Origin of the sequence: Paenibacillus harenae DSM 16969 (assembly GCF_000422465.1) — a bacterium.
In the GTDB taxonomy this organism is placed as follows: Bacteria; Bacillota; Bacilli; order Paenibacillales; family Paenibacillaceae; genus Pristimantibacillus; species Pristimantibacillus harenae.
Genome location: NZ_AULV01000014.1, coordinates 17,288 through 35,318 on the forward strand (window position 1 = coordinate 17,288; position 18,031 = coordinate 35,318).

18 protein-coding genes and 1 pseudogene are annotated in these 18,031 nt (G+C 52.7%); 5 read left to right on the forward strand and 14 right to left on the reverse strand.

Annotated elements, in window-relative coordinates:
• Positions 1–86 precede the first annotated feature (86 nt).
• Together H581_RS0101585 and H581_RS0101590 are read left to right on the forward strand one after the other, a co-directional pair.
• Entirely contained in the window at positions 87–590 is a 504-nt protein-coding gene (locus H581_RS0101585) for a hypothetical protein (protein WP_156889474.1), read from the forward strand.
• Positions 562–1,071, forward strand: a complete 510-nt coding sequence (locus tag H581_RS0101590) for a hypothetical protein (protein ID WP_028608478.1) — start codon at positions 562–564, stop codon at positions 1,069–1,071. Before H581_RS0101585 ends, H581_RS0101590 begins: the two co-directional genes overlap by 29 nt.
• 589 nt (positions 1,072–1,660) lie before the next feature.
• On the opposite strand, the gene H581_RS0101600 is transcribed toward H581_RS0101590, so the two are convergent.
• The 11 genes from H581_RS0101600 to H581_RS0101650 form a co-directional block, all read right to left on the reverse strand.
• On the reverse strand, positions 1,661–3,187 hold the full coding sequence (locus H581_RS0101600) for a glycine betaine uptake BCCT transporter (protein WP_028608480.1): 1,527 nt from the start codon (positions 3,185–3,187) through the stop codon (positions 1,661–1,663).
• Between the two features lie 140 nt (positions 3,188–3,327).
• Positions 3,328–3,951, reverse strand: coding sequence for a flavin reductase family protein (locus H581_RS0101605; RefSeq protein WP_028608481.1), 624 nt, complete (start codon positions 3,949–3,951; stop codon positions 3,328–3,330).
• Between the two features lie 48 nt (positions 3,952–3,999).
• Entirely contained in the window at positions 4,000–4,608 is a 609-nt protein-coding gene (locus tag H581_RS0101610) for an alpha/beta hydrolase (RefSeq protein ID WP_028608482.1), read from the reverse strand.
• Positions 4,605–5,555, reverse strand: coding sequence for a ring-cleaving dioxygenase (locus H581_RS0101615; protein WP_028608483.1), 951 nt, complete (start codon positions 5,553–5,555; stop codon positions 4,605–4,607). Before H581_RS0101615 ends, H581_RS0101610 begins: the two co-directional genes overlap by 4 nt.
• A 65-nt stretch (positions 5,556–5,620) precedes the next feature.
• Entirely contained in the window at positions 5,621–6,022 is a 402-nt protein-coding gene (locus tag H581_RS0101620; protein WP_028608484.1) for a DoxX family protein, read from the reverse strand.
• Positions 6,023–6,178: 156 nt separating this feature from the next.
• Positions 6,179–6,625, reverse strand: coding sequence for a MarR family winged helix-turn-helix transcriptional regulator (locus H581_RS0101625; protein ID WP_028608485.1), 447 nt, complete (start codon positions 6,623–6,625; stop codon positions 6,179–6,181).
• A 457-nt stretch (positions 6,626–7,082) separates the two neighbouring features.
• The gene (locus tag H581_RS0101630) at positions 7,083–8,420 is read right to left on the reverse strand and encodes a stalk domain-containing protein (protein ID WP_028608486.1); all 1,338 of its coding nucleotides are present in this window, start codon (positions 8,418–8,420) and stop codon (positions 7,083–7,085) included.
• Between the two features lie 82 nt (positions 8,421–8,502).
• Positions 8,503–9,465 carry an MBL fold metallo-hydrolase gene (locus tag H581_RS0101635; protein WP_084134423.1) on the reverse strand — a complete coding sequence of 321 codons (963 nt, stop codon included), beginning with the start codon at positions 9,463–9,465 and terminating at the stop codon, positions 8,503–8,505.
• 266 nt (positions 9,466–9,731) lie between these two features.
• Positions 9,732–10,892, reverse strand: coding sequence for a sensor histidine kinase (locus H581_RS32720; RefSeq protein WP_051250382.1), 1,161 nt, complete (start codon positions 10,890–10,892; stop codon positions 9,732–9,734).
• Positions 10,889–11,563 carry a response regulator transcription factor gene (locus H581_RS0101645; protein ID WP_028608488.1) on the reverse strand — a complete coding sequence of 225 codons (675 nt, stop codon included), beginning with the start codon at positions 11,561–11,563 and terminating at the stop codon, positions 10,889–10,891. The genes H581_RS32720 and H581_RS0101645 overlap by 4 nt, the downstream gene beginning before the upstream one ends.
• Positions 11,564–11,591: 28 nt before the next feature.
• The gene (locus H581_RS0101650) at positions 11,592–13,337 is read right to left on the reverse strand and encodes an ABC transporter ATP-binding protein (RefSeq protein ID WP_028608489.1); all 1,746 of its coding nucleotides are present in this window, start codon (positions 13,335–13,337) and stop codon (positions 11,592–11,594) included.
• A gap of 169 nt (positions 13,338–13,506) precedes the next feature.
• Between H581_RS0101650 and H581_RS32725 the strand changes: the two genes are divergently transcribed.
• Complete coding sequence (locus H581_RS32725; RefSeq protein ID WP_051250383.1) at positions 13,507–14,238, forward strand: MerR family transcriptional regulator; 732 nt, start codon at positions 13,507–13,509, stop codon at positions 14,236–14,238.
• Here the strand turns inward: H581_RS32725 and H581_RS0101660 are convergent.
• Entirely contained in the window at positions 14,216–14,848 is a 633-nt protein-coding gene (locus tag H581_RS0101660; protein ID WP_028608490.1) for a hypothetical protein, read from the reverse strand. The two genes, H581_RS32725 and H581_RS0101660, sit on opposite strands and share 23 nt — an antisense overlap.
• A 171-nt stretch (positions 14,849–15,019) precedes the next feature.
• Here H581_RS0101660 and H581_RS0101665 point away from each other — a divergent pair, with 171 nt between their 5' ends.
• The gene (locus tag H581_RS0101665) at positions 15,020–16,006 is read left to right on the forward strand and encodes an N-acetylglucosamine kinase (RefSeq protein WP_036717394.1); all 987 of its coding nucleotides are present in this window, start codon (positions 15,020–15,022) and stop codon (positions 16,004–16,006) included.
• Here the strand turns inward: H581_RS0101665 and H581_RS0101670 are convergent.
• On the reverse strand, positions 15,994–16,356 hold the full coding sequence (locus H581_RS0101670; protein WP_028608492.1) for a winged helix-turn-helix transcriptional regulator: 363 nt from the start codon (positions 16,354–16,356) through the stop codon (positions 15,994–15,996). The two genes, H581_RS0101665 and H581_RS0101670, sit on opposite strands and share 13 nt — an antisense overlap.
• Between H581_RS0101670 and H581_RS36850 the strand changes: the two are divergent.
• A pseudogene (locus H581_RS36850) lies at positions 16,327–16,893 on the forward strand (zinc-binding dehydrogenase); the annotation flags it as partial. The gene H581_RS0101670 and the pseudogene H581_RS36850 overlap by 30 nt on opposite strands.
• Before the next feature lie 75 nt (positions 16,894–16,968).
• Here the strand turns inward: H581_RS36850 and H581_RS0101690 are convergent.
• Entirely contained in the window at positions 16,969–17,958 is a 990-nt protein-coding gene (locus H581_RS0101690) for a Gfo/Idh/MocA family protein (protein ID WP_028608494.1), read from the reverse strand.
• Positions 17,959–18,031: the final 73 nt, after the last annotated feature.

The following is an 18,031-nucleotide window of genomic DNA, read 5'->3' on the forward strand; positions in this document are numbered from 1 at the left end:
TACTCATGGATTCAAGCTTTCCTATACATATTTTTCCTCACCTGCGGCATGATATGTATGCTATATACCTGAGAGGGAGGACTTCGATGATGAGCTTACTCATCGCATCTTTTGTCAGCATGATCGGCATATTTTGCATTCCCTTTTTGCGAAAAACGCTGCATCCGCTGGAGATTTTGACATGCGGTCTGCTAGTCGCTTCTCTGGATCAATTCTCTTATGCCATCCTGACCTTGAATCTGGAGTTTATAAAAGCAAGCGAGAATCCATATGAATTTTGGGCATTGAAGCTTGAGCAGATTTTTATCGCGCCAGTCCTTATTCTTCTCGGTGTGTTCGTATTTTTTTCCGAGTCCCTGAGGCCTCTTGGCAAAGCGTTTATTTTAACCGGCTTCGTTTTCCTTCTATTGGCCGTAACTTATTGCTATGATCGAAGCGGCATCATACAGTTCGTCAAATGGAGATGGAGCTCCGAATGGCTCAGAGACGCTGCTTTGCTTGCCGTTTCGATTGGATTTCTTATGCTTTTTCGAAAATTTTTAAAGTGGCAGGGGGTTTCCCGTGATCCTGTATCCTCCGACTCGCTTTGATGCGAATGAATGGTTTATCCTAATCGTATCTGTCGTCACATGGGGCATGTTCATGCTGCTTCCAAGGAGACTGTCCTATGTCAGCTTATTCATCGTATGGTTGTTTAACGGGTTGCTTGCGTTTACAGCGGATTTCTCCATAGGCGTTAAGCCCTTCGATCTGTACGATTTCGGCGACCGGCCGGAATTCGAGTGGTTTGACATTATTTTATATCTATTTACTTACCCGCCATCACAGTTTCTCATGCTGCACTTCTATAGCAAATGGAAGCCGGCTGGCTGGCTCCTCTTCGGCTACCTGCTCTTATTTAGCGTAGTGACGCTGGCACTCGAGGGTATTGCCACCTATTGGTTTCACGTCTTTACCTACAATGGGTGGAAGCTGTACTATTCGGCGCCGGCCTATTTGGTCATTTATACCTTGAACTTGTTCGTATTCCGCTATGTGCAGCGTTACGTGCCAGCCGGCCGAAAATCTTAATCACTCAACTCTCATGCGCAAGCTCAACGGCAAATCAGAAGGAGGTGCCGGAGATTGATGAAGAAAGCTGATGAAGACAGTTGTGAAGACAGTTGTGAAGACAGTTGATGCTCATTCATCATACACCCCGAATACAGTAAAGCAGCCCTCTTACAGCAAAATACCCCTATCCAATGGCGGAATGGGGTACTGCATCTGGAAGGAAACGAGCTCCTATATGGGGAACAGCACCGAGCAGGAACATATGCTATTTATATGAGGGACCGCGCCTAGCAGGAAATACTCCCGCTACTTCCATCATCGACCGCAATAGAAATCAAATAGTCGGAAATCATCCCTATAATTCTGCCCTATTCGTTCGAAATGGAGTTGAACCGAGGAATTAGAGGGAGGTTTTCCGTCTGTTATCAACATAATCGTCTTAATTGTATAATTAGAGGGGGATTTTCCCTTTAAACAATCAAACACCATAATTAAAGCATTGAATCTCTCCAACTAAGCGCTGCAGCAACCTGCCGCGCCTCCTATGCCCCGGCTTTCCCAACTTTATGAAGCATAAGCTCCCTGCTTCATATATTTTCAATGCCCGCTACTCGCTTTCCGCAATAAGCTGATCCAGCTTCTTGCGCCGTTTCTTCTCTTTTTTCCGATGCTCCCTTTCTTCTTCGTGCAAGCACTTCAACAGGGCGACGCACATTCCCCCAATTATGACGACGAAAGGCAGCGAGGTCACAATCGAGGCCGTCTGCAGCCCGCTTAATCCGCCGCTGACCAGCAGCACGACGGCGATCGTCGACTGCAGGATGCCCCAAGTGACCTTCACCTTGTTCGTCGGATTAGGATCGCCCTTCTGCGAGAGCATGCCCAGGACGAAGGTTGCCGAATCGGCCGAGGTGATAAAAAAGATAATGATCAGCAGTGTTGCGATGCCGGAGGCAATCATGCCGAGCGGCAGCTGCTTCAAGGTCATGAATAGAGCGGAGGTCACATCCTTCTCCGCGGCCGCTGCCAATGGAACCTTCTCGAACAGCTCGAAATGCAGCCCTGTCCCGCCGAAGACGGAGAACCAGAAGAAGCCGAGAAGGCTCGGGACGAGCAGCACGCCTAGCACAAACTCCTTAATCGTTCGTCCTCTCGACACTCTTGCAATGAAGGTTCCGACGAATGGCGCCCAAGCAATCCACCAGGCCCAATAAAATAACGTCCAGTTGCCGATCCACTTGCTCTGTGTGAACGGGGATAGACGCAAGCTCATTTGAATGAGATTTTGCACGTAAGAGCCAAGGGTTACGGTGAATGTATCCATAATAAACGCGGTTGGACCGATCAGAAATACGAATAGGAGCAAAGCAAAGGCAATCCACAGATTCGTTGAGCTTAATATTTTAATGCCGCGGTCAAGGCCTGTCGTAGCTGAGATCGTGAACAGCACCGTTACGATCGCGATGATCCAGATTTGCGAGCTTATGCTCGTCGTCAATCCGAAGATGGCGTTCAAGCCGCCGTTGATTTGAAGCGCGCCCAGACCCAGCGAGGTGGCGACGCCGAAGGCCGTTGCGATAATGGCCAGAATATCGATCGCTTTCCCGATCGGTCCGTCTACCCTCTGCCCCAGCAAAGGATAGAAAGTAGCGCTAATAAGCCCCTTCCGCCCTTTGCGGAATTGATGGTAAGCCAGAATAAGCCCGACAACGGTATAGATCGCCCACGGGTGAAGCCCCCAGTGGAAGAAGGAGTAACGCATCGCAGTACGGGCAGCTTCTTCGGTACCTCCGGCAACACCCTCCGGCGGGGTTAAAAAATGCGATAGCGGCTCCGCCACGCCCCAGAAAACAAGTCCGATTCCCATCCCCGTGCTGAATAGCATCGCAAACCAGGCGAACAAGGAATAAGACGGCTCGTCGTCGTCTTCGCCCAGCTTGATGCGCCCGTATTTGCCGAACGCGAGCACGAACGAGAAAATGAGGAACACGAACATCGCAAGCAAATAAAACCAGCCAAATGATTCGATCGTAAATTGAAAGACCATTGCTGCCATATCCGCCAGCTGTGACGGCATAAACGCGCCCCACAGCACGAATACGACAATTATCGCTACCGAAATATACAATACCAATTCGCTCACCCTTTCCTTCCGGTAGCATCCCCATTAAAAGACAAAAATATAGAGGTGCCTCAAAAACAGAAATGTCTGCTTTTGAGGCACCTCACTATGGTTTGCAGCGTTATGACTTACATTAGAACCGCGCCGCTTATTCACCCGGGTCGTTCAAGCGAGAATTGTCCGCCCAGCTTCGCATAATCGCTGCCGGCCAGACGGCTGACCGGCTTCAAAACCGCCGCATCGATTCGACCGTTCTCATAGAGCGATTCGTCGATGTGAAAGCGTACGACCCGGCCGATAAGAAGGTCGCAAGCAGGCGCCGCTCCTTCCGTTGCCGCACCGCCAAGCGGCAGCGACTGCTCCAGCACGCATTCCATGCGGATTCTCGCTTCCGCAACGCCGGGCACGCGAACGCGCTCGCTTGGAACCGCCGTCAATCCGGCCAGCTCCGCTTCGCTCTCCTCCGGCGGGAGGCTCGCCGCCGTTACGTTGATCGCCTCGATATATTGCTCGTCCGCGATATGAACGACGAACTCGCCTGCCGCCATCGCATTGCGCGCCGTATCCTTCCGGCTGCCATCCGGCCTGCGCTGTACCGATACCGACACCATCGGCGGATTGGCCGTTACGATGTTGAAGAAGCTGAACGGCGCCGCATTCCATACCCCTTCCGCCGACAATGTCGTAACGAATGCAATCGGTCTTGGTATGATGCTGCCGATCAGCAGCTTGTAATTATCCTTCGCGTTTTGGCTTGCGGGATCAATCGATATCACGCCCATCGCTTCCTCCATCCTTCCTAGAACTTCTCAGCCTAAACCCCTTCAACGGAAAGTCTCGTTAAACCACGCTTCTGCAGCGGCAACCTCAGAACCCGTCAATTGATGGCCGTGCGGTTCCCAATGTACCTTAACGGCTGCACCCGCTCCGCTTAGCAGCTTATCGAGCTCCTCCGTCTCCTCCGGCGTACAGAGCGGATCGTTCGAGCCTGCCCCGATGAAGCAAGGAACACCTGTCAGATCCGGCAGCTCCACGCCCCGAACCGGCACCATCGGATGATGCAGGATTGCGCCTTTTAATGAAGCTTTGTAATGGAACAGCAAGCTTCCGGCGATGTTAGCCCCGTTGGAATAGCCGATCGCAACGATGTTGCCCCGGTCGAAACCATATTCCTCCGCTGCGCTGTTCAGAAACTCCTGCAGCTCTTTCGTGCGGAACTTAAGATCCTCGATATCGAATACGCCCTCCGCCAACCGGCGAAAATAACGCGGCATGCCGTTCTCCAGCACATTGCCTCTTACGCTGAGGACGGAGGAAGCCGGGGATATGCGGTCCGCAAGCGGGAGAAGATCCCGCTCCGTACCGCCCGTGCCGTGCAGCAGCAGCAGCACGGGCGCTTTCTCATCGGTTCCTTGTTTGAATAGATGCTTCATCCTTTGTCCTCCTCTAATACTCTAACCTCAAAAGGCGTCAGCAGCTGCTCGATCTGGCCGCGATGCTGCTCGAACCATTCCGGAAGCATCAGCTTCTCGCCGAGCTTATCGGGCTCCTCGTCGCGGGCAAAGCCCGGAGGATCCGTCGCGATTTCAAACAATATGCCGCCCTCTTCACGGAAGTAGATCGCTTTGAAATACTGACGGTCCACGATCGGAGTCGGTTGGAAACCGCTATCTGCGACATGGCTTCTCCATAATGCGTGCTCCTCGTCGTCTTTTGCCCGCCATGCAATATGATGAACCGTACCGGCGCCGCCATGACCCGGCTCCATATCCGATACATTGACATCGATCACATTGCCTAGGTCAGCCGTCGATCTGAACCGCACATAGCCGCCTTCCTGCGCCGCTTTAGTCAATCCCATCACCTTAGTGAGCAATTCGGCGGTTTTCGCAGCGGCAGTGCTGTACAATATCGCGCCTCCAAAGCCCTTAATCGCTTTATCCGCCGGTACGCCGCCGAACGACCACTTGCTTGCAGGCCCTTCTGCTCGGGCGACGATCTCCAGCTTCAAACCGTCCGGATCCTCGAAGGACAGATAAGACTCCCCGAAGCGCGACGTTTCGGTCGCCTCGACATTCAGCTTCGCCAGCCTTTCTTTCCAAAAATCGAATGTGCCGGCTGGAGCAACATAAGTCGTGACGCCAACCTGCCCGCCGCCGATACGGCCTTTGCGCGATTCCGGCCATGGGAAGAACGTAATGATCGTGCCGGGACTGCCGAGCTCATTACCGAAGTATAGATGATACACCTCGGGAGCATCAAAGTTAATCGTTTTCTTGATCAGTCGCAAGCCAAGCACGCCTGCATAAAAGTCCGCCGTTTTCTGCGGATCCCGGACAAATGCTGTAATATGGTGAATACCTGCTGTTGCTGCGGTCATAACGGGTCACTCTCCTTTTTATTTTATCGGAATATCGGAAACTTTGTAACGGTCTTAATGATGAATTACCAGATCAGCGCATCCAAGGAGTAAGCTCCTGCGCCTGTTAATGCAACGCCTATTGCAATGGCAATTAGAACAAGATTGTATTCATAGCCGTTCGCCGTCACCCATAAGCCGTTCTGACCGTGTACTTTCACAATCGCGACAAGCATCGTCAGCACGATGAGTGCGGCGGCGAGCGGCGTAAACAGGCCCGCTGCGAATAATATTCCTCCGGCGAGCTCCATCAATCCGGCCAAAACGGCCATCGCTACGCCAGGCTTAACGCCGATGGACTCCAGCCAGCCTCCCGTTCCTTTCGGTCCATAACCGCCGAACCAGCCAAACAGCTTCTGCGCGCCATGTCCTACGAACAACAAACCGACAACCACACGTACGATCAACAATCCCAATGCTAAAGTCATGATAAATTCCTCCAGTATATTATTAGTATGGTTTAAAGAATCTCTAAATTAAGATATTTGACAAACGAAAACGGCTGCTCCATCGCACGACCCTCCGGCTGCATCTGATGCAGCTCGGCTATACCATCATTTTGACACTTACCCGATTATTCACGGCTACTTATAGTGCTCCTGCGCGAATTTGCCCAGCTTCTTGAGCAAGGTTCCCGCCACCTCCTTCTCTTCCGGGGTAAGGCCTGCCACCGCTGCTTCTATGGCCTGTTCATGCTCCGGAAATACGGCTTCAATGAATGCCTTTCCCTCATCCGTAAGCTCCGCATATATGAGCCGCCGGTCCTCCGTCGAAGCTCTGCGCCGAACCATGTGCTTCTGCTCCAGCTTATCGACGACATACGTAATATTGCCGCTGCTCATAAGCACCTTGCCGCCAATTTGCTGCAAAGGCTGAGGCCCTTTATGATAAAGCAGCTCCAACACGCCGAATTCCGTCCGGTTCAGTCCTCTGCTCCGGATATCCCGGTCTGCGTGCGCGTTCACCCATTGGCTTGCTCTGGATAGCGCGATATACAGCTTCAAGGAATCCTTCTGCTTCGAATCCGTCACATCTCTCACTCCTTTCGCGTTCACTTATCTTTAAGTTAATTATCTTGATTTAAAGATAAATGATTTTAAAGCTTCTGTCAACTGTTTTTACAAAAAAACGTATGCCGCTTCGCACGTACCGTTAGCTGCATTTTCGCGCTGCCCGGTTCTGTGCCTTCTCATTCACTTTATAATGTTCACCCATCATCGGATTTTTTCAAAATCAGAAGAAAGGAGGCGTTCGTATACTTCTTATAGTAAACGGTGACGTTGTCCGAAATAAGCTTAAAGCGGGCGGAGCACCGCTAACCAGGCTTGGCGACAAGCTTGCGAACGGCCAAGCCGATTGGATCCAACTGACGGGATCGATCGCTGGTACGGCGGCGTTCATCTTCAAGGCCACGCGAACATTTGGCGCTGGGATGAGCAGCTACAGTTGCTTGTTCAACAATAGAAAAAGGGGCAGACTCTGCCCCTATTACGCCTTCGGCTCCGCAAACGTAAGCTCTACGAAACGATTTGCTGCGTCCCACTTCACATCGGCGCCGAGGGACTGACCGACAAATCGCACCGGTACCATCGTACGCCCGTTCACGATTTGAGCCGGGGCGTCCAACATCACCTTTTTACCGTCAATTTGCGCCTCCGTACTCCAAACCTTCAGCTCCGTTTGATGGTTGTTATAGCTTATCTTCACAATATCGTTCGCATAGCCGACCGTTCCGCCCAGTGATTCAAATAAACCGCGAACGGGGATATATACCCGGTTATTGATCATCTGCGGTTGGGAGGGCAGCACTTTTATCTCGCCATTAACCCGGACACCGATAGACGCTGTTATTCGTTGTGGCGTTACCGAGTATTCTTTGGCCTGCTTATCTTTGTCCGTTATCTTTGGGGAGCCTAACCATGAGGAAACATAACCGTTATTGTACAGTGCGGTACCCCCGGTTCCTGTGCCTGTGATTGCGATAACGCCTGAGAGCCCTTTAATCGGCTTGAGGCCGCCCGTTTCATCCTCTCCCCATGTCCACACGGTTCCGTCCGTCATCAGAACGTATGAATGACTGGTAACATCCGATACACTATGGACGAAGACATCCTTTATCCGCTTCGAGAACGGCGAGAGGTCGATATTCGTTCCAATCACATTGCCCGGTGATGCATATCCAATATATATTTCTCTCCAAATGTTAATGACCTTCCAATCATGATCGATGGCTATTCCGCCCTGCAAATGACGTATATTTTTAAAAAATAACGCTGGACCGAATGTTTCATTCGGGTTATCTGTTTTCCAGGCATGAGGGTCATTGCCCCAAACCCAAACATTCCCGTCCTTATCGAGCGCTGCGTCATATTCTCCGTCATCCAGCTTAACGATGTTTTTCAAAGCCGGCATTTTCTTCTTCTCCGTAACCGACCACACATCTCCAAGTGTATCGATAACATAATTGCCCTCCACGTCTTTGGACGCAGGCAGCCCTTCCTCCTGATGATAAGCCGGGCCGTTCTTGGTCCAAACGCTGCCATCCGCCTTGATGAGGGACCCGTTTCCCGAAAAATCCTTTACGTGATCCATGACAGCCGCCGCGGTATAAGTCTTGACATTCAATTCCCACAGAATTCCGTTCCCATCCAGAGCATAGCTGCCTTCCATTTGTCTAATATCATCAAGCAGATACACAGCCTCTGAAGCTTTGGCACTCACTTGATTTCCTTGAAATCCGGCTCCGGCAGAGAAAAGCAGCAACCCGGCCGTAATCATCTTCATGAACTTGGAGCGATTAATCGTTAAACCTCTTTTTAGTCCCATTTTTATCGTTCACACTCCTTTTCACAAACATTGACGCAACAGGAGTGAAAAAGTTTCCATAATTTAATAAAATCGTTCATTATTAGCTTTGCCCTCGCAACATTTCTTGCTTCCTCCACCAAGCGGTCGTCGGATACGAGGTCCCGCCAATCGGTACCGCCTCGCCGATTCTCGGCGTCGACACGGCTGCATTCAACCGCTTGGCTGCTGCGACAACGCGCTCGACCGGATCGTTCCAGTCATGCAGCGCCAGCGTGAATGCTCCCCAATGGATCGGCACCATCACCTTGCCGCGCACATCGAGATGAGCCTGCACCGTTTCCTCCGGCATCATATGAATGGCAGCCCAGCGTTCATCGTATTGCCCGCATTCCATCAAGGTCAGATCAAACGGCCCGTACTTGCTGCCGATTTCCTTGAAATGGGGCCCGTAGCCGCTGTCGCCGCTGAAGAAAACCTTCGCCTCCCGCCCCTGTATGACCCACGAGCACCACAGCGTCGCATTCCGGTCCGTAACGCTTCTTCCCGAGAAATGCCTTGCCGGCGTACAGGCCAGCCGCAGTCCTTCATACTCAAGCTCATCCCACCAGTCATGCTCCTCAATTCGTGAAGGGGCGATTCCCCAGCGCTCCAGATGCGGGCCAACGCCGAGCGGCACAATAAACCGTTTCACTTTATCCTTCAGCTTCAAAATCGAGCCGTAATCGAGATGGTCATAATGATCATGCGACAGAATCACGGCATCGATCGCCGACAGCTGATCCAGCTCAATGGGAAGCTGCTTGCTGTATCTTTTTCCCCCGATGATTGGAAAAGGGGACGGAGCCCGCCCGAACATCGGGTCCAGCAGCAGCGTCTTCCCGTCCAGCTGCAGCATGGCTGCCGAATGGCCGAACCATGTCACCGCGGGCTTGCTCGCAGCATCCCGCTTCAAGGCGGATAAATAAACACGCTCCGGAATCAATTCCGCCCGGGGCCGGCCGTTCGGATTGCCTTTTATCATCTGCACGACGGTCTTGAAGGTCTCGCGAAGCGGCATATCCATCGAGGTAGGGATAGCGTTGACGAATTTTCCGTTACCGGGATCGTATTGCTTCGAGGCGCTGAGCCGCCGCCTCTTCGCTTTCGACGGCGCCGAACCGAATGCAGGATAATAGGCGATAACGAAATAAACGGCTAATACGACAGCCAATATAACGACAAGCGTCACTGCCAAATCACTCAACCCCTTTTCTTATGCAAAATAAAACCGTTAATCAAGCATACGCTCATGCTTCACTTGCGATTTTATATTATTTGTGAAGAAATAAGCTACTTTTGCGACTTGTTCGGCCTTTCAGGCAAAACGTCGACGGGCTGCGGCAGTCGCTCCGCCGGCAGCGACACCTCAAATACCGAGCCCTCGCCCGGACGGCTGTCGATCCGAATGCCCCCATGATGCAGCTCGACGATTTTCTTCACGATCGACAGACCCAGCCCGCTGCCTTCCGCCGTCCTGGTGCGCTGCTTGTCGCTTTTGTAGAAGCGCTCGAATATGCGCGGCAGGTCCTCCTGAGGAATTCCGATTCCCGTGTCTTCGATACGCACAGAAATATCATTGCCCAACCGTTGCAACAGAACTTTTACGCTACCGCGCGCGGGCGTAAACTTGATCGCGTTATGAATCAGATTAACCCACACCTGGCTGAGCAGCTCTTCGCTTGCGACGATCTCCGTCTCCGGCAGCGCGAACTCCAGCTCCAGCTCCTTGTCCAGCCACTGCGGCTCGCATGCCAGCACGATGCTCTCCAGTTGCAAGTCAAGCCGGTAGCGCCTCGCATCCGGCTGCTGCTCCTCCGATTCCAGCGAGGTGAGCTTGAGCAGGTTATCGCTTATTTTGGAAAGCCTCAGCGTCTCCTTCTCAATAATCGACAAATAGTGCTTCCGCTCCTCCGGACTTAAATCCTCGCGCTGCAGCGTATTCGCAAATCCGCGAATCGAGGTCAGCGGCGACTGGATTTCATGCGACACGTTCGAAATAAACTCCTGCCTTAGCTGCTCCATCTGCTTCAGCTCCCGTGTCATATCGTTAATGGACTGAACCAAATAGCCGAATTGCCCGCGCGTTTTGTTCTCGCTGTCGATGACCACGTTAAAATCGCCTTTGGCGATTCTTCTCATGGAGCCTATCATCTCGGCCCAGAAGGCCTTCTGCTTCGAGTGGGACATGATCGTGACGGCTGCAATCATCAACAGGATAATCAGAATCCCGAGATACCAGTTAATAAACTGCACCATGAAATCCGGCCAATCCACTTCATGACTCTTATAATACCACCGCGACAAAAGATAACCGATCGAGAAAGCCGCGCCGCTTACCGCAAGCATCATGACGATTGAGCCTGCCATGCGCAGCGCGACCGCTTTTTTAGACAATTTCCGGTTCGGCATTTGCCGGTTCGATCCTTTCCGCTTCAACGACTTTCGCTTCATTTTAAAGCCTCCAGCCGGTAGCCGAGCCCGCGGATCGTGCTGATCTTGACCGTAACGTCCCATGCGACAAACTTCTCGCGCAGCCGGTTGATATGCACATCAAGCGTCCTTTCATTACCGTCAAAATCATACCCCCAGATCGCTTCGATCAGCTGGTTTCTCGTTAACGTCCGGCCGAGATTGCCTGCGAGCATGAACAGCAGCTCGAACTCCTTCGGAGGCAGCGTCAGCTGCTCTTCGCGAATCTTCACCTCATACGTCTGCCGGTCCAATTGAAGCTCTCCTGACGATACCTGCTGGGAAACCGCGATGCGGTAACGCTTCATCAGCGCCCTTACCCGAACGGTCAGCTCCGCCGGATCGAAGGGCTTCACCAGGTAATCGTCTGTTCCCAGGTTGAAGCCGCGCACCTTATCGGCCATCTCGCCTTTGGCCGTGAGCATGAGCAGCGGAATGTCATAGTGCTTGCGAAGCTCCCGGCACAGCTCCCAGCCGTCCATGTGCGGCATCATAATGTCCAGAATGACCATATCCGCAGGCGAGGATTCCATCTGCTCCAGCGCCGCCGCGCCATCCTCCGCCTCCTTCACGCTGAGTCCTTCCTTCTGCAAAATAACGCGCACCAGCTCCCGGATATGCGGATCATCATCTACAACTAGAACGTGCCCCATCGCTTCTCCTCACTTCCCGACAGTTATACTAAGCGGTTTGGTTCAGCCGCAGCTGGCCGTTCGCGAATTCGCGATACATCGCATGGCTGGCGTACAGCTGCTCATGCGTTCCGACGCCGGTAATGACGCCCTTGTCCAGGAATACGATCGAATCGGCATCGACGACCGTCGACAAACGATGGGCAATGACGACTGTCGTTCTTCCGGCCATTAAATTTTTCAACGCGTCCTGTACGACTTCCTCCGACTTGCTGTCCAAATTCGACGTCGCTTCATCCAGCATCAAGAGATGCGGATCGCGCAGCAGCGCTCTTGCGATCGCGATACGCTGCCGCTGGCCGCCGGACAGCTTGATGCCGCGCTCGCCAACCTCGGTGCCGTAGCCGTCCGGCAGCGCTTTAATAAAAACGTCGGCATAAGCCATCCGCGCGGCCTGCTCGATTTCCTCCCGGCTGGCTTCCCGGTCGAGGCCATAACAAAGATTTTCTTTGATCGTACCTGCGATAATCGGGCTTTCCTGCGACACATAGCCGATCTGTCTGCGCCAGGTACGGAGCGAGGCGTCGCGAATATCCATCGGGCCCAGCTTGATCGATCCGGAGGTCGGATCATAGAACCGTTCGAGCAGGGCGAACAGCGTCGTCTTGCCGCTTCCGCTAGGGCCTACGAGAGCCGTAACCTTGCCCGCTTCAATCGTTAAGCTTACATCGTTCAGGATCGGCTCCTCCGGTTTATAGGCGAACGACACATGCTCCACCTTCAGCGTCTGATCGATTGCGTTCACCGCTTGCCCCTTGTCCTGAATTTCCTCTTCCGACTCTATAATACCAATAATGCTCTCGGTCGCGCCCATCGCCTTCTGGAACTGAGTGAAAAACTGCGAAATTTGCGTAATCGGCAGCATGATCTGAAAGAGGTACATAATAAAAGCAACCAGCTCGCCCGCGGTCATTGCGCCCGATGACACCTGCACCCCGCCGAACCCGATCAAGCCTACGAGCAGCAGCAAAATAACAAATGAAACGATAGGCGAGATGAGCGCTTGCATCCTCGCTTCCTTCAGGCCGAAGCTGAACAGGTTACGAATGCCGGTCTGCCCTTGCTCATATTCCGCCGGCTCGGAGCCCGACGCCTTCACGAGCCGGATCTCGGAGACAACGCGATTCACAACCGAGGTGAAGCGTGCGTTCTCCTCCTGCGTCGATTTGGAGATGAGGTACATTTTGCGGCCGATCGGCACCATAATAAGGGCGGCAACCGGGAAAACGATCAGCATGATGAGCGTCATCTGCCAGTTCATATAGAATAGGATGCACAAGGCGCCGACGATCGATAGGATACCGGTAAAAAAGCCCGTCACATGCTCCGTAATGAGACTCTTCAGCACAACCGTATCATTCGTGAGCCGGCTTATCGTATCACCCGATGATTTGTTGTCGTAATAAGGCACCGGCAGACGCAGCAGCTTGCTCCACAGCCGCTCGCGAATGGACGATACGATCTTATTGCCGCCGTAATGGAGCAGGTAGACGGATACGCCGCCGGACACAGCCTGTGCGATGAAGGCGGCAGCCATCCCGATGATCTGTCCTGCGCCAAGCGAGTCGAAGGAGAAGCCGTTGACGAGGTTTTTGGTGAACAATGGGATCGTCAAGCTGACGAGCGTCGTTACGACGCTTAGAATAACTGCGATGGACATGACAGCCTTCGGCGGATTGGTTTCCATCATCAGTCCGATGAAGCGCCGGACTTTACTGTTTTTATTGGACATCATGCTTCACTCCTATATCTTTATTCTCTCTGCCACGTTCTCTACTTTACGTTCTTTGTTTAAACGGAATGTAAACAGCTGAGTTTTTTGTAAAAAAAATCAGTTGCATCTGACGCTGCGTCAGGAATTATAGTAGGGTTACCGGTAAAAACAACACGCGCGAAATGAGGGGATGGTCATTCGGAAGAAAGACTGGAAAATCGGAGAATTGGCGGCGAGCACCGGACTGACGGTCCGTGCTCTGCATCATTACGATCAAAAGGGGCTGTTGTGCCCTTCAACTTATACCGAGGCCGGACACCGGCTTTATTCGGATCAGGACATCGCCAAGCTGCAGCAGATTGTGTCGCTTAAGCAGTTGGGCTTTGCCTTGGATGAGATCAAACGTTTCATAGAAAGCCCGCAGTTTAACCCGGAGGAGGTTGTCCGCCTGCAGTTAGAGAAGCTGAACGAGCATATCCGGCTGCAAGAGGAGCTGCGGAGCCGCCTTCAGCAGCTGCAGCAGCTGCTGAAGGATAAGCGGAACGTCACGACAGAGCAGTTTATTAAAACCATTGAGGTGATTACGATGAGCGCAGAAAACTATTTTACGCAGGAGCAAAGAAAATCGATTGAAGACATTCATCGGCAGACCAGTCCCGAACAGCAGAAGCAGTACGAGCAGGACTGGATGTCGCTGCTGGCCGAGCTTCAAGGGAAACTGGATGCAGGTACGTCTGCCAACGACCCGTCCGTCATCGCGCTGGCCGCGCGGTGGAAGGCCGTATTCGACGTATTCAGCGGCGGAGATGCGGGGATTGTCCAGTCCGCAGAGCGTTTTCATACCGAAAACCCCGACAACCCGCTTCAGTTTGGCCTGAACGGCCAGTTGTACCGCTACATCAACGAAGCATTGAGGTCGTAACCGTGTGAAGCTTCACGCGAAAAGGCTGTTCCAAGGTTATTAACCTGGGGACAGCTTTTTTGTTGGGATGAATAGTGACATTCATTCCGCTCGTATGGCGATTGTTGGGCGGTTCAACGGCAAAAGTGCCGTTCATTTCGCTCGTATGGCGATTGTTGGCCGATTCTAAGGTAAAAGTGCCGTTCATTTCGCCCGTATGGTGATTGTTAGGCGATTCTAAAGTAAAAGTGCCGTTCATTTCGCTCGTTTGGCGATTGTTGGGCGATTCTAAGGTAAAAGTGCCGTTCATTTCGCCCGTATGGTGATTGTTGGGCGGTTCAACGGTAAAAGTGCCGTTCATTTCGCTCGTTTGGCGATTGTTGGCCGATTCTAAGGTAAAAGTGCCGTTCATTCCGCTCGTATGGCGATTGTTGGGCGATTCTAAGGTAAAAGTGCCGTTCATTTCGCTCGTTTGGCGATTGTTGGCCGATTCTAAGGAAAAAGTGCCGTTCATTTCGCTCGTATGGCGATTGTTGGCCGATTCTAAGGTAAAAGTGCCGTTCATTTCGCTCGTATGGCGATTGTTGGCCGATTCAAGGGTTCCCATTACACTAAAATCAGGCTGTAACATTGAAGGGCGCGCCTACTGTGAATTTCGTGCAGCAGAACCCACTCATCCCTAAGCTGCTCGTATTCGCCATGTTATAAAGCAAATAAGTAGGACATATCTGGATGATTTTCCCCCAACGACTTGAGCTTATAAGGTAAAATAGTTGCTATATCGCGATTAGGGAGGATACACATGAGCTCGAAGCAGCTAGTTATTGGAATAGACGGCGGCGGGACGCATACCCGCGTTATCGTCAGCGATTTGGAAGGAAAAGTGCTTGCATACATTGAGCGAGGCGCAGCGTCTATTCATAAGGATAAGCAGGCTGCGCAAAATGTGCGGGGCGCGATTGACGACGCTCTGCGCCAGGCAGACTGTGCAGGCAGCCAGGTGCTGGGACTCGCAGCCGGAATTGCGGGCTATGATCAGCCGTCCGATCTGGATTGGATCCGGCCGTTAACGGAGCTTCCCGGCCTAACCTGTCCGCAATGGCATGTCAACGATGCCGTATCCGCCCATGCCGGCGCACTGCTTGGTCAACCCGGCATCGTCGTCATTGCGGGAACAGGCTCGATCATCGTCGGGATAACGGAAGACGGCGAACTTATCCGCAATTATGATTTTCACCATTATGCCGCCAGTGCCGCCCGGTTTATTGCTTATGATGCCGTTTATGAGATTCTGGCCGGCAACTTCGAAGAATCGGATACAGAGCTGGTACATGCGATGCTGGGGCACTGGAAGGTACATACGCTGGGCGAGCTTGGGACAATGGCTAAGCAAGGTTTTGAGGTGGACCGGCGGGAACGCGACAGACATTTCGGCAGCTTCGCCCCGATCCTGACACAAGCTGCCGAGCTAGGCAGTTCTGCGGCAATACGCGTCTGCACCCGGGCGATTGACCAAGTGAAGGTCGGCATCGAGTTAATCGCAGCCTCCTTCAGCAGCGAAGAGGTGCCTGTCGCGTTCATCGGCAGCGTCGCTAACAGTCCTTATTTTCACCGGACGGTAAGCGGCCTTCTTACCAACATAAACAACAACAAACGATACCTACTTGCAACGCCGGCATTTCCTCCGGTTGTCGGTTCTCTTTTGCTCGCAATGAAAAATATAAACCAACCGGCCAGCAATGCCGTCATCCGCAACCTGCGGGAGAGCGGTCCGCTCTACTCCGTTTGATCGGCGCTTGCTCGCGGGATCGGCTTATTCTTATACGTTTCACCCCACTGCTTCATCTGGAGAATGATCGGCTTTAACGTCCGGCCAAATTCCGTCAGGGAATACTCGACCTTGGGGGGAACCTGCTGATAAATCTTACGATGAACGATGCCGTCGCTTTCCAGCTCCCTCAACTGCAGGGTAAGCATCCTCTGCGTGATTGCGGGACATCGTTTTCGGAACTCGTTAAAGCGTTTGGTCCCGTCGATGAGATGATTGAGAATCACGCCTTTCCACTTCCCTCCAATGACGTCTAATGTATATTCAACCGGACAGCCTTCATCGGCGCGGCCGGCGGCGTCGGCTCCCAGCTTGCAAGCGCGGCGGGCTTGACCGTCATCGGCACCGCATCCAGAGAGTCGTCTGCGACGTGGGTCCGCGAGTTGGCGCCGCTCATACGATTAACCACCATGAGCCGTTTTTGCCGCAGCTGCAAGCAATCGGCTTCGCTTCCGTCGACTACATCTTCTGTCTGAATCAGACCGAGCAGCACTGGTCCAATATGGCTCAAGTGATCGCGCCGCAGGGCAAAATTTGCTCCATTGTCGAGATGAGCTCGCCGATCGACCAAGAATAAAAGCATAACGTTCGTCTGGGAGCTCATGTTTACGAGGGCGATGTACGAGACGGATGATATGATCGAGCAGCATAAGCTGCTAAACGAGATCGCCAATCGCATTGACGCCGGTAAGCTGCGCACGACGCTGGCAAAGCGGATGTCGCCGATTCATGCAGCCAGCCTGCGTGAGGCTCATCGTTTAATCGAATCGGGCTGCACCATCCAACGCTGCCAGAGAACGTCAAAAGGGGCTGCCCCAGTAGTCAACCGGGACAGCCCTCTGATTTAAAATAATTGCGGGTACATACTACTAAACAGATAGCGATTAGATCGGTCGAATCTAACCGGGTAGATCAGTCTGTTCTTATTGGTCCGCCGGGTAGCGCAGACCCCACTGCTTCCGGATCGCGTCAAGCGTCGCCATGATGTCCAGCGTCTCATCGAGCGGCATAATGGCGCTTTCCGTTCTACCCTCGCGCAAACAAGCCATCGCTTCCTCCGCTTCAAAGGCATATCCCTTCGGTTGGCGATCATCCACAAACGTAACAGGTTCTTCATTCGCGATATGAAGCGATGCCGACTTGCCGAACAGGAAGTTCGGGACATGAATATGTCCTTTCGTACCGTAAATATACGCATCGCTTACCATGCCAAGCTGAACGGCTCCATTCAAAGCAGCCGTACGGCCTCCCTCGTATTCGAACAACAGGGAGAATTGCTCATCGACGCCAGTCTCGCCAATCCTTGCGCTGCTCATAATTTTGGCCGGCTGCCCGCCGAATATCATCGAAGCGAAGGAGATCGGATAAATACCGGCATCCAGCAGCGCCCCGCCGCCAAGCGCAGGGTCCAGCAAGCGGCTGTTCGGCGCCCATCCGATATTAAAGCCGAAGTCAGCCTTCAACATCCGCACCTCGCCGATTTTCCCGTCAGCGAGCCATTCCCTGACCTGGCGAATAGGAGGCAGGAACCGCGTCCACATCGCTTCCATCAGAAAGAGACGGTTCCCTTTCGCCAAGGCAATCATTTCTTCCGCTTCCGCCGCATTCATACAGAACGGCTTCTCGCAAATGACGGCTTTCCCTGCGCGCAGCAAGTCAAGCACGTTTTCCTTATGCGCCGGATGGAGAGTGCCGACATAAACGATCTCGACATCTCCATCTCCAGCCAACTCCGCAACTGAACCATAGGCTCGCGGAATGTTATATTCCTTGGCAAAGCGCTCAGCCTTCTCAAGATTTCTGCCGCCGACCGCTATCAGCTCGGCGCCTTCGGCATAAGCCAAATCCTTGGCAAATGTAGATGAAATCCCGCCGGGTCCAAGAATTCCCCATCTAATCGTTTGCATCGTCATCTTTTCCCCACTCCTTTTCATAGGACAGCTCTTCCATCCCTCCATTATAGAGAACTTCTCTTTCACGGAAAAG

What these genes read in the sequence shown, in the direction of transcription:
- H581_RS0101585 (WP_156889474.1), top strand. Translation starts at nt 87, where the DNA reads ATGATGAGCTTACTCATCGCATCTTTTGTCAGCATGATCGGCATATTT.
- H581_RS0101610 (WP_028608482.1), bottom strand. Translation starts at nt 4,608, where the DNA reads ATGAAGCATCTATTCAAACAAGGAACCGATGAGAAAGCGCCCGTGCTG.
- H581_RS0101615 (WP_028608483.1), bottom strand. Translation starts at nt 5,555, where the DNA reads ATGACCGCAGCAACAGCAGGTATTCACCATATTACAGCATTTGTCCGG.
- H581_RS0101620 (WP_028608484.1), bottom strand. Translation starts at nt 6,022, where the DNA reads ATGACTTTAGCATTGGGATTGTTGATCGTACGTGTGGTTGTCGGTTTG.
- H581_RS0101630 (WP_028608486.1), bottom strand. Translation starts at nt 8,420, where the DNA reads ATGGGACTAAAAAGAGGTTTAACGATTAATCGCTCCAAGTTCATGAAG.
- H581_RS0101635 (WP_084134423.1), bottom strand. Translation starts at nt 9,465, where the DNA reads ATGGATATGCCGCTTCGCGAGACCTTCAAGACCGTCGTGCAGATGATA.
- H581_RS32720 (WP_051250382.1), bottom strand. Translation starts at nt 10,892, where the DNA reads ATGAAGCGAAAGTCGTTGAAGCGGAAAGGATCGAACCGGCAAATGCCG.
- H581_RS0101645 (WP_028608488.1), bottom strand. Translation starts at nt 11,563, where the DNA reads ATGGGGCACGTTCTAGTTGTAGATGATGATCCGCATATCCGGGAGCTG.
- H581_RS0101650 (WP_028608489.1), bottom strand. Translation starts at nt 13,337, where the DNA reads ATGATGTCCAATAAAAACAGTAAAGTCCGGCGCTTCATCGGACTGATG.
- H581_RS32725 (WP_051250383.1), top strand. Translation starts at nt 13,507, where the DNA reads ATGGTCATTCGGAAGAAAGACTGGAAAATCGGAGAATTGGCGGCGAGC.
- H581_RS0101660 (WP_028608490.1), bottom strand. Translation starts at nt 14,848, where the DNA reads ATGTTACAGCCTGATTTTAGTGTAATGGGAACCCTTGAATCGGCCAAC.
- H581_RS0101665 (WP_036717394.1), top strand. Translation starts at nt 15,020, where the DNA reads ATGAGCTCGAAGCAGCTAGTTATTGGAATAGACGGCGGCGGGACGCAT.
- H581_RS0101690 (WP_028608494.1), bottom strand. Translation starts at nt 17,958, where the DNA reads ATGACGATGCAAACGATTAGATGGGGAATTCTTGGACCCGGCGGGATT.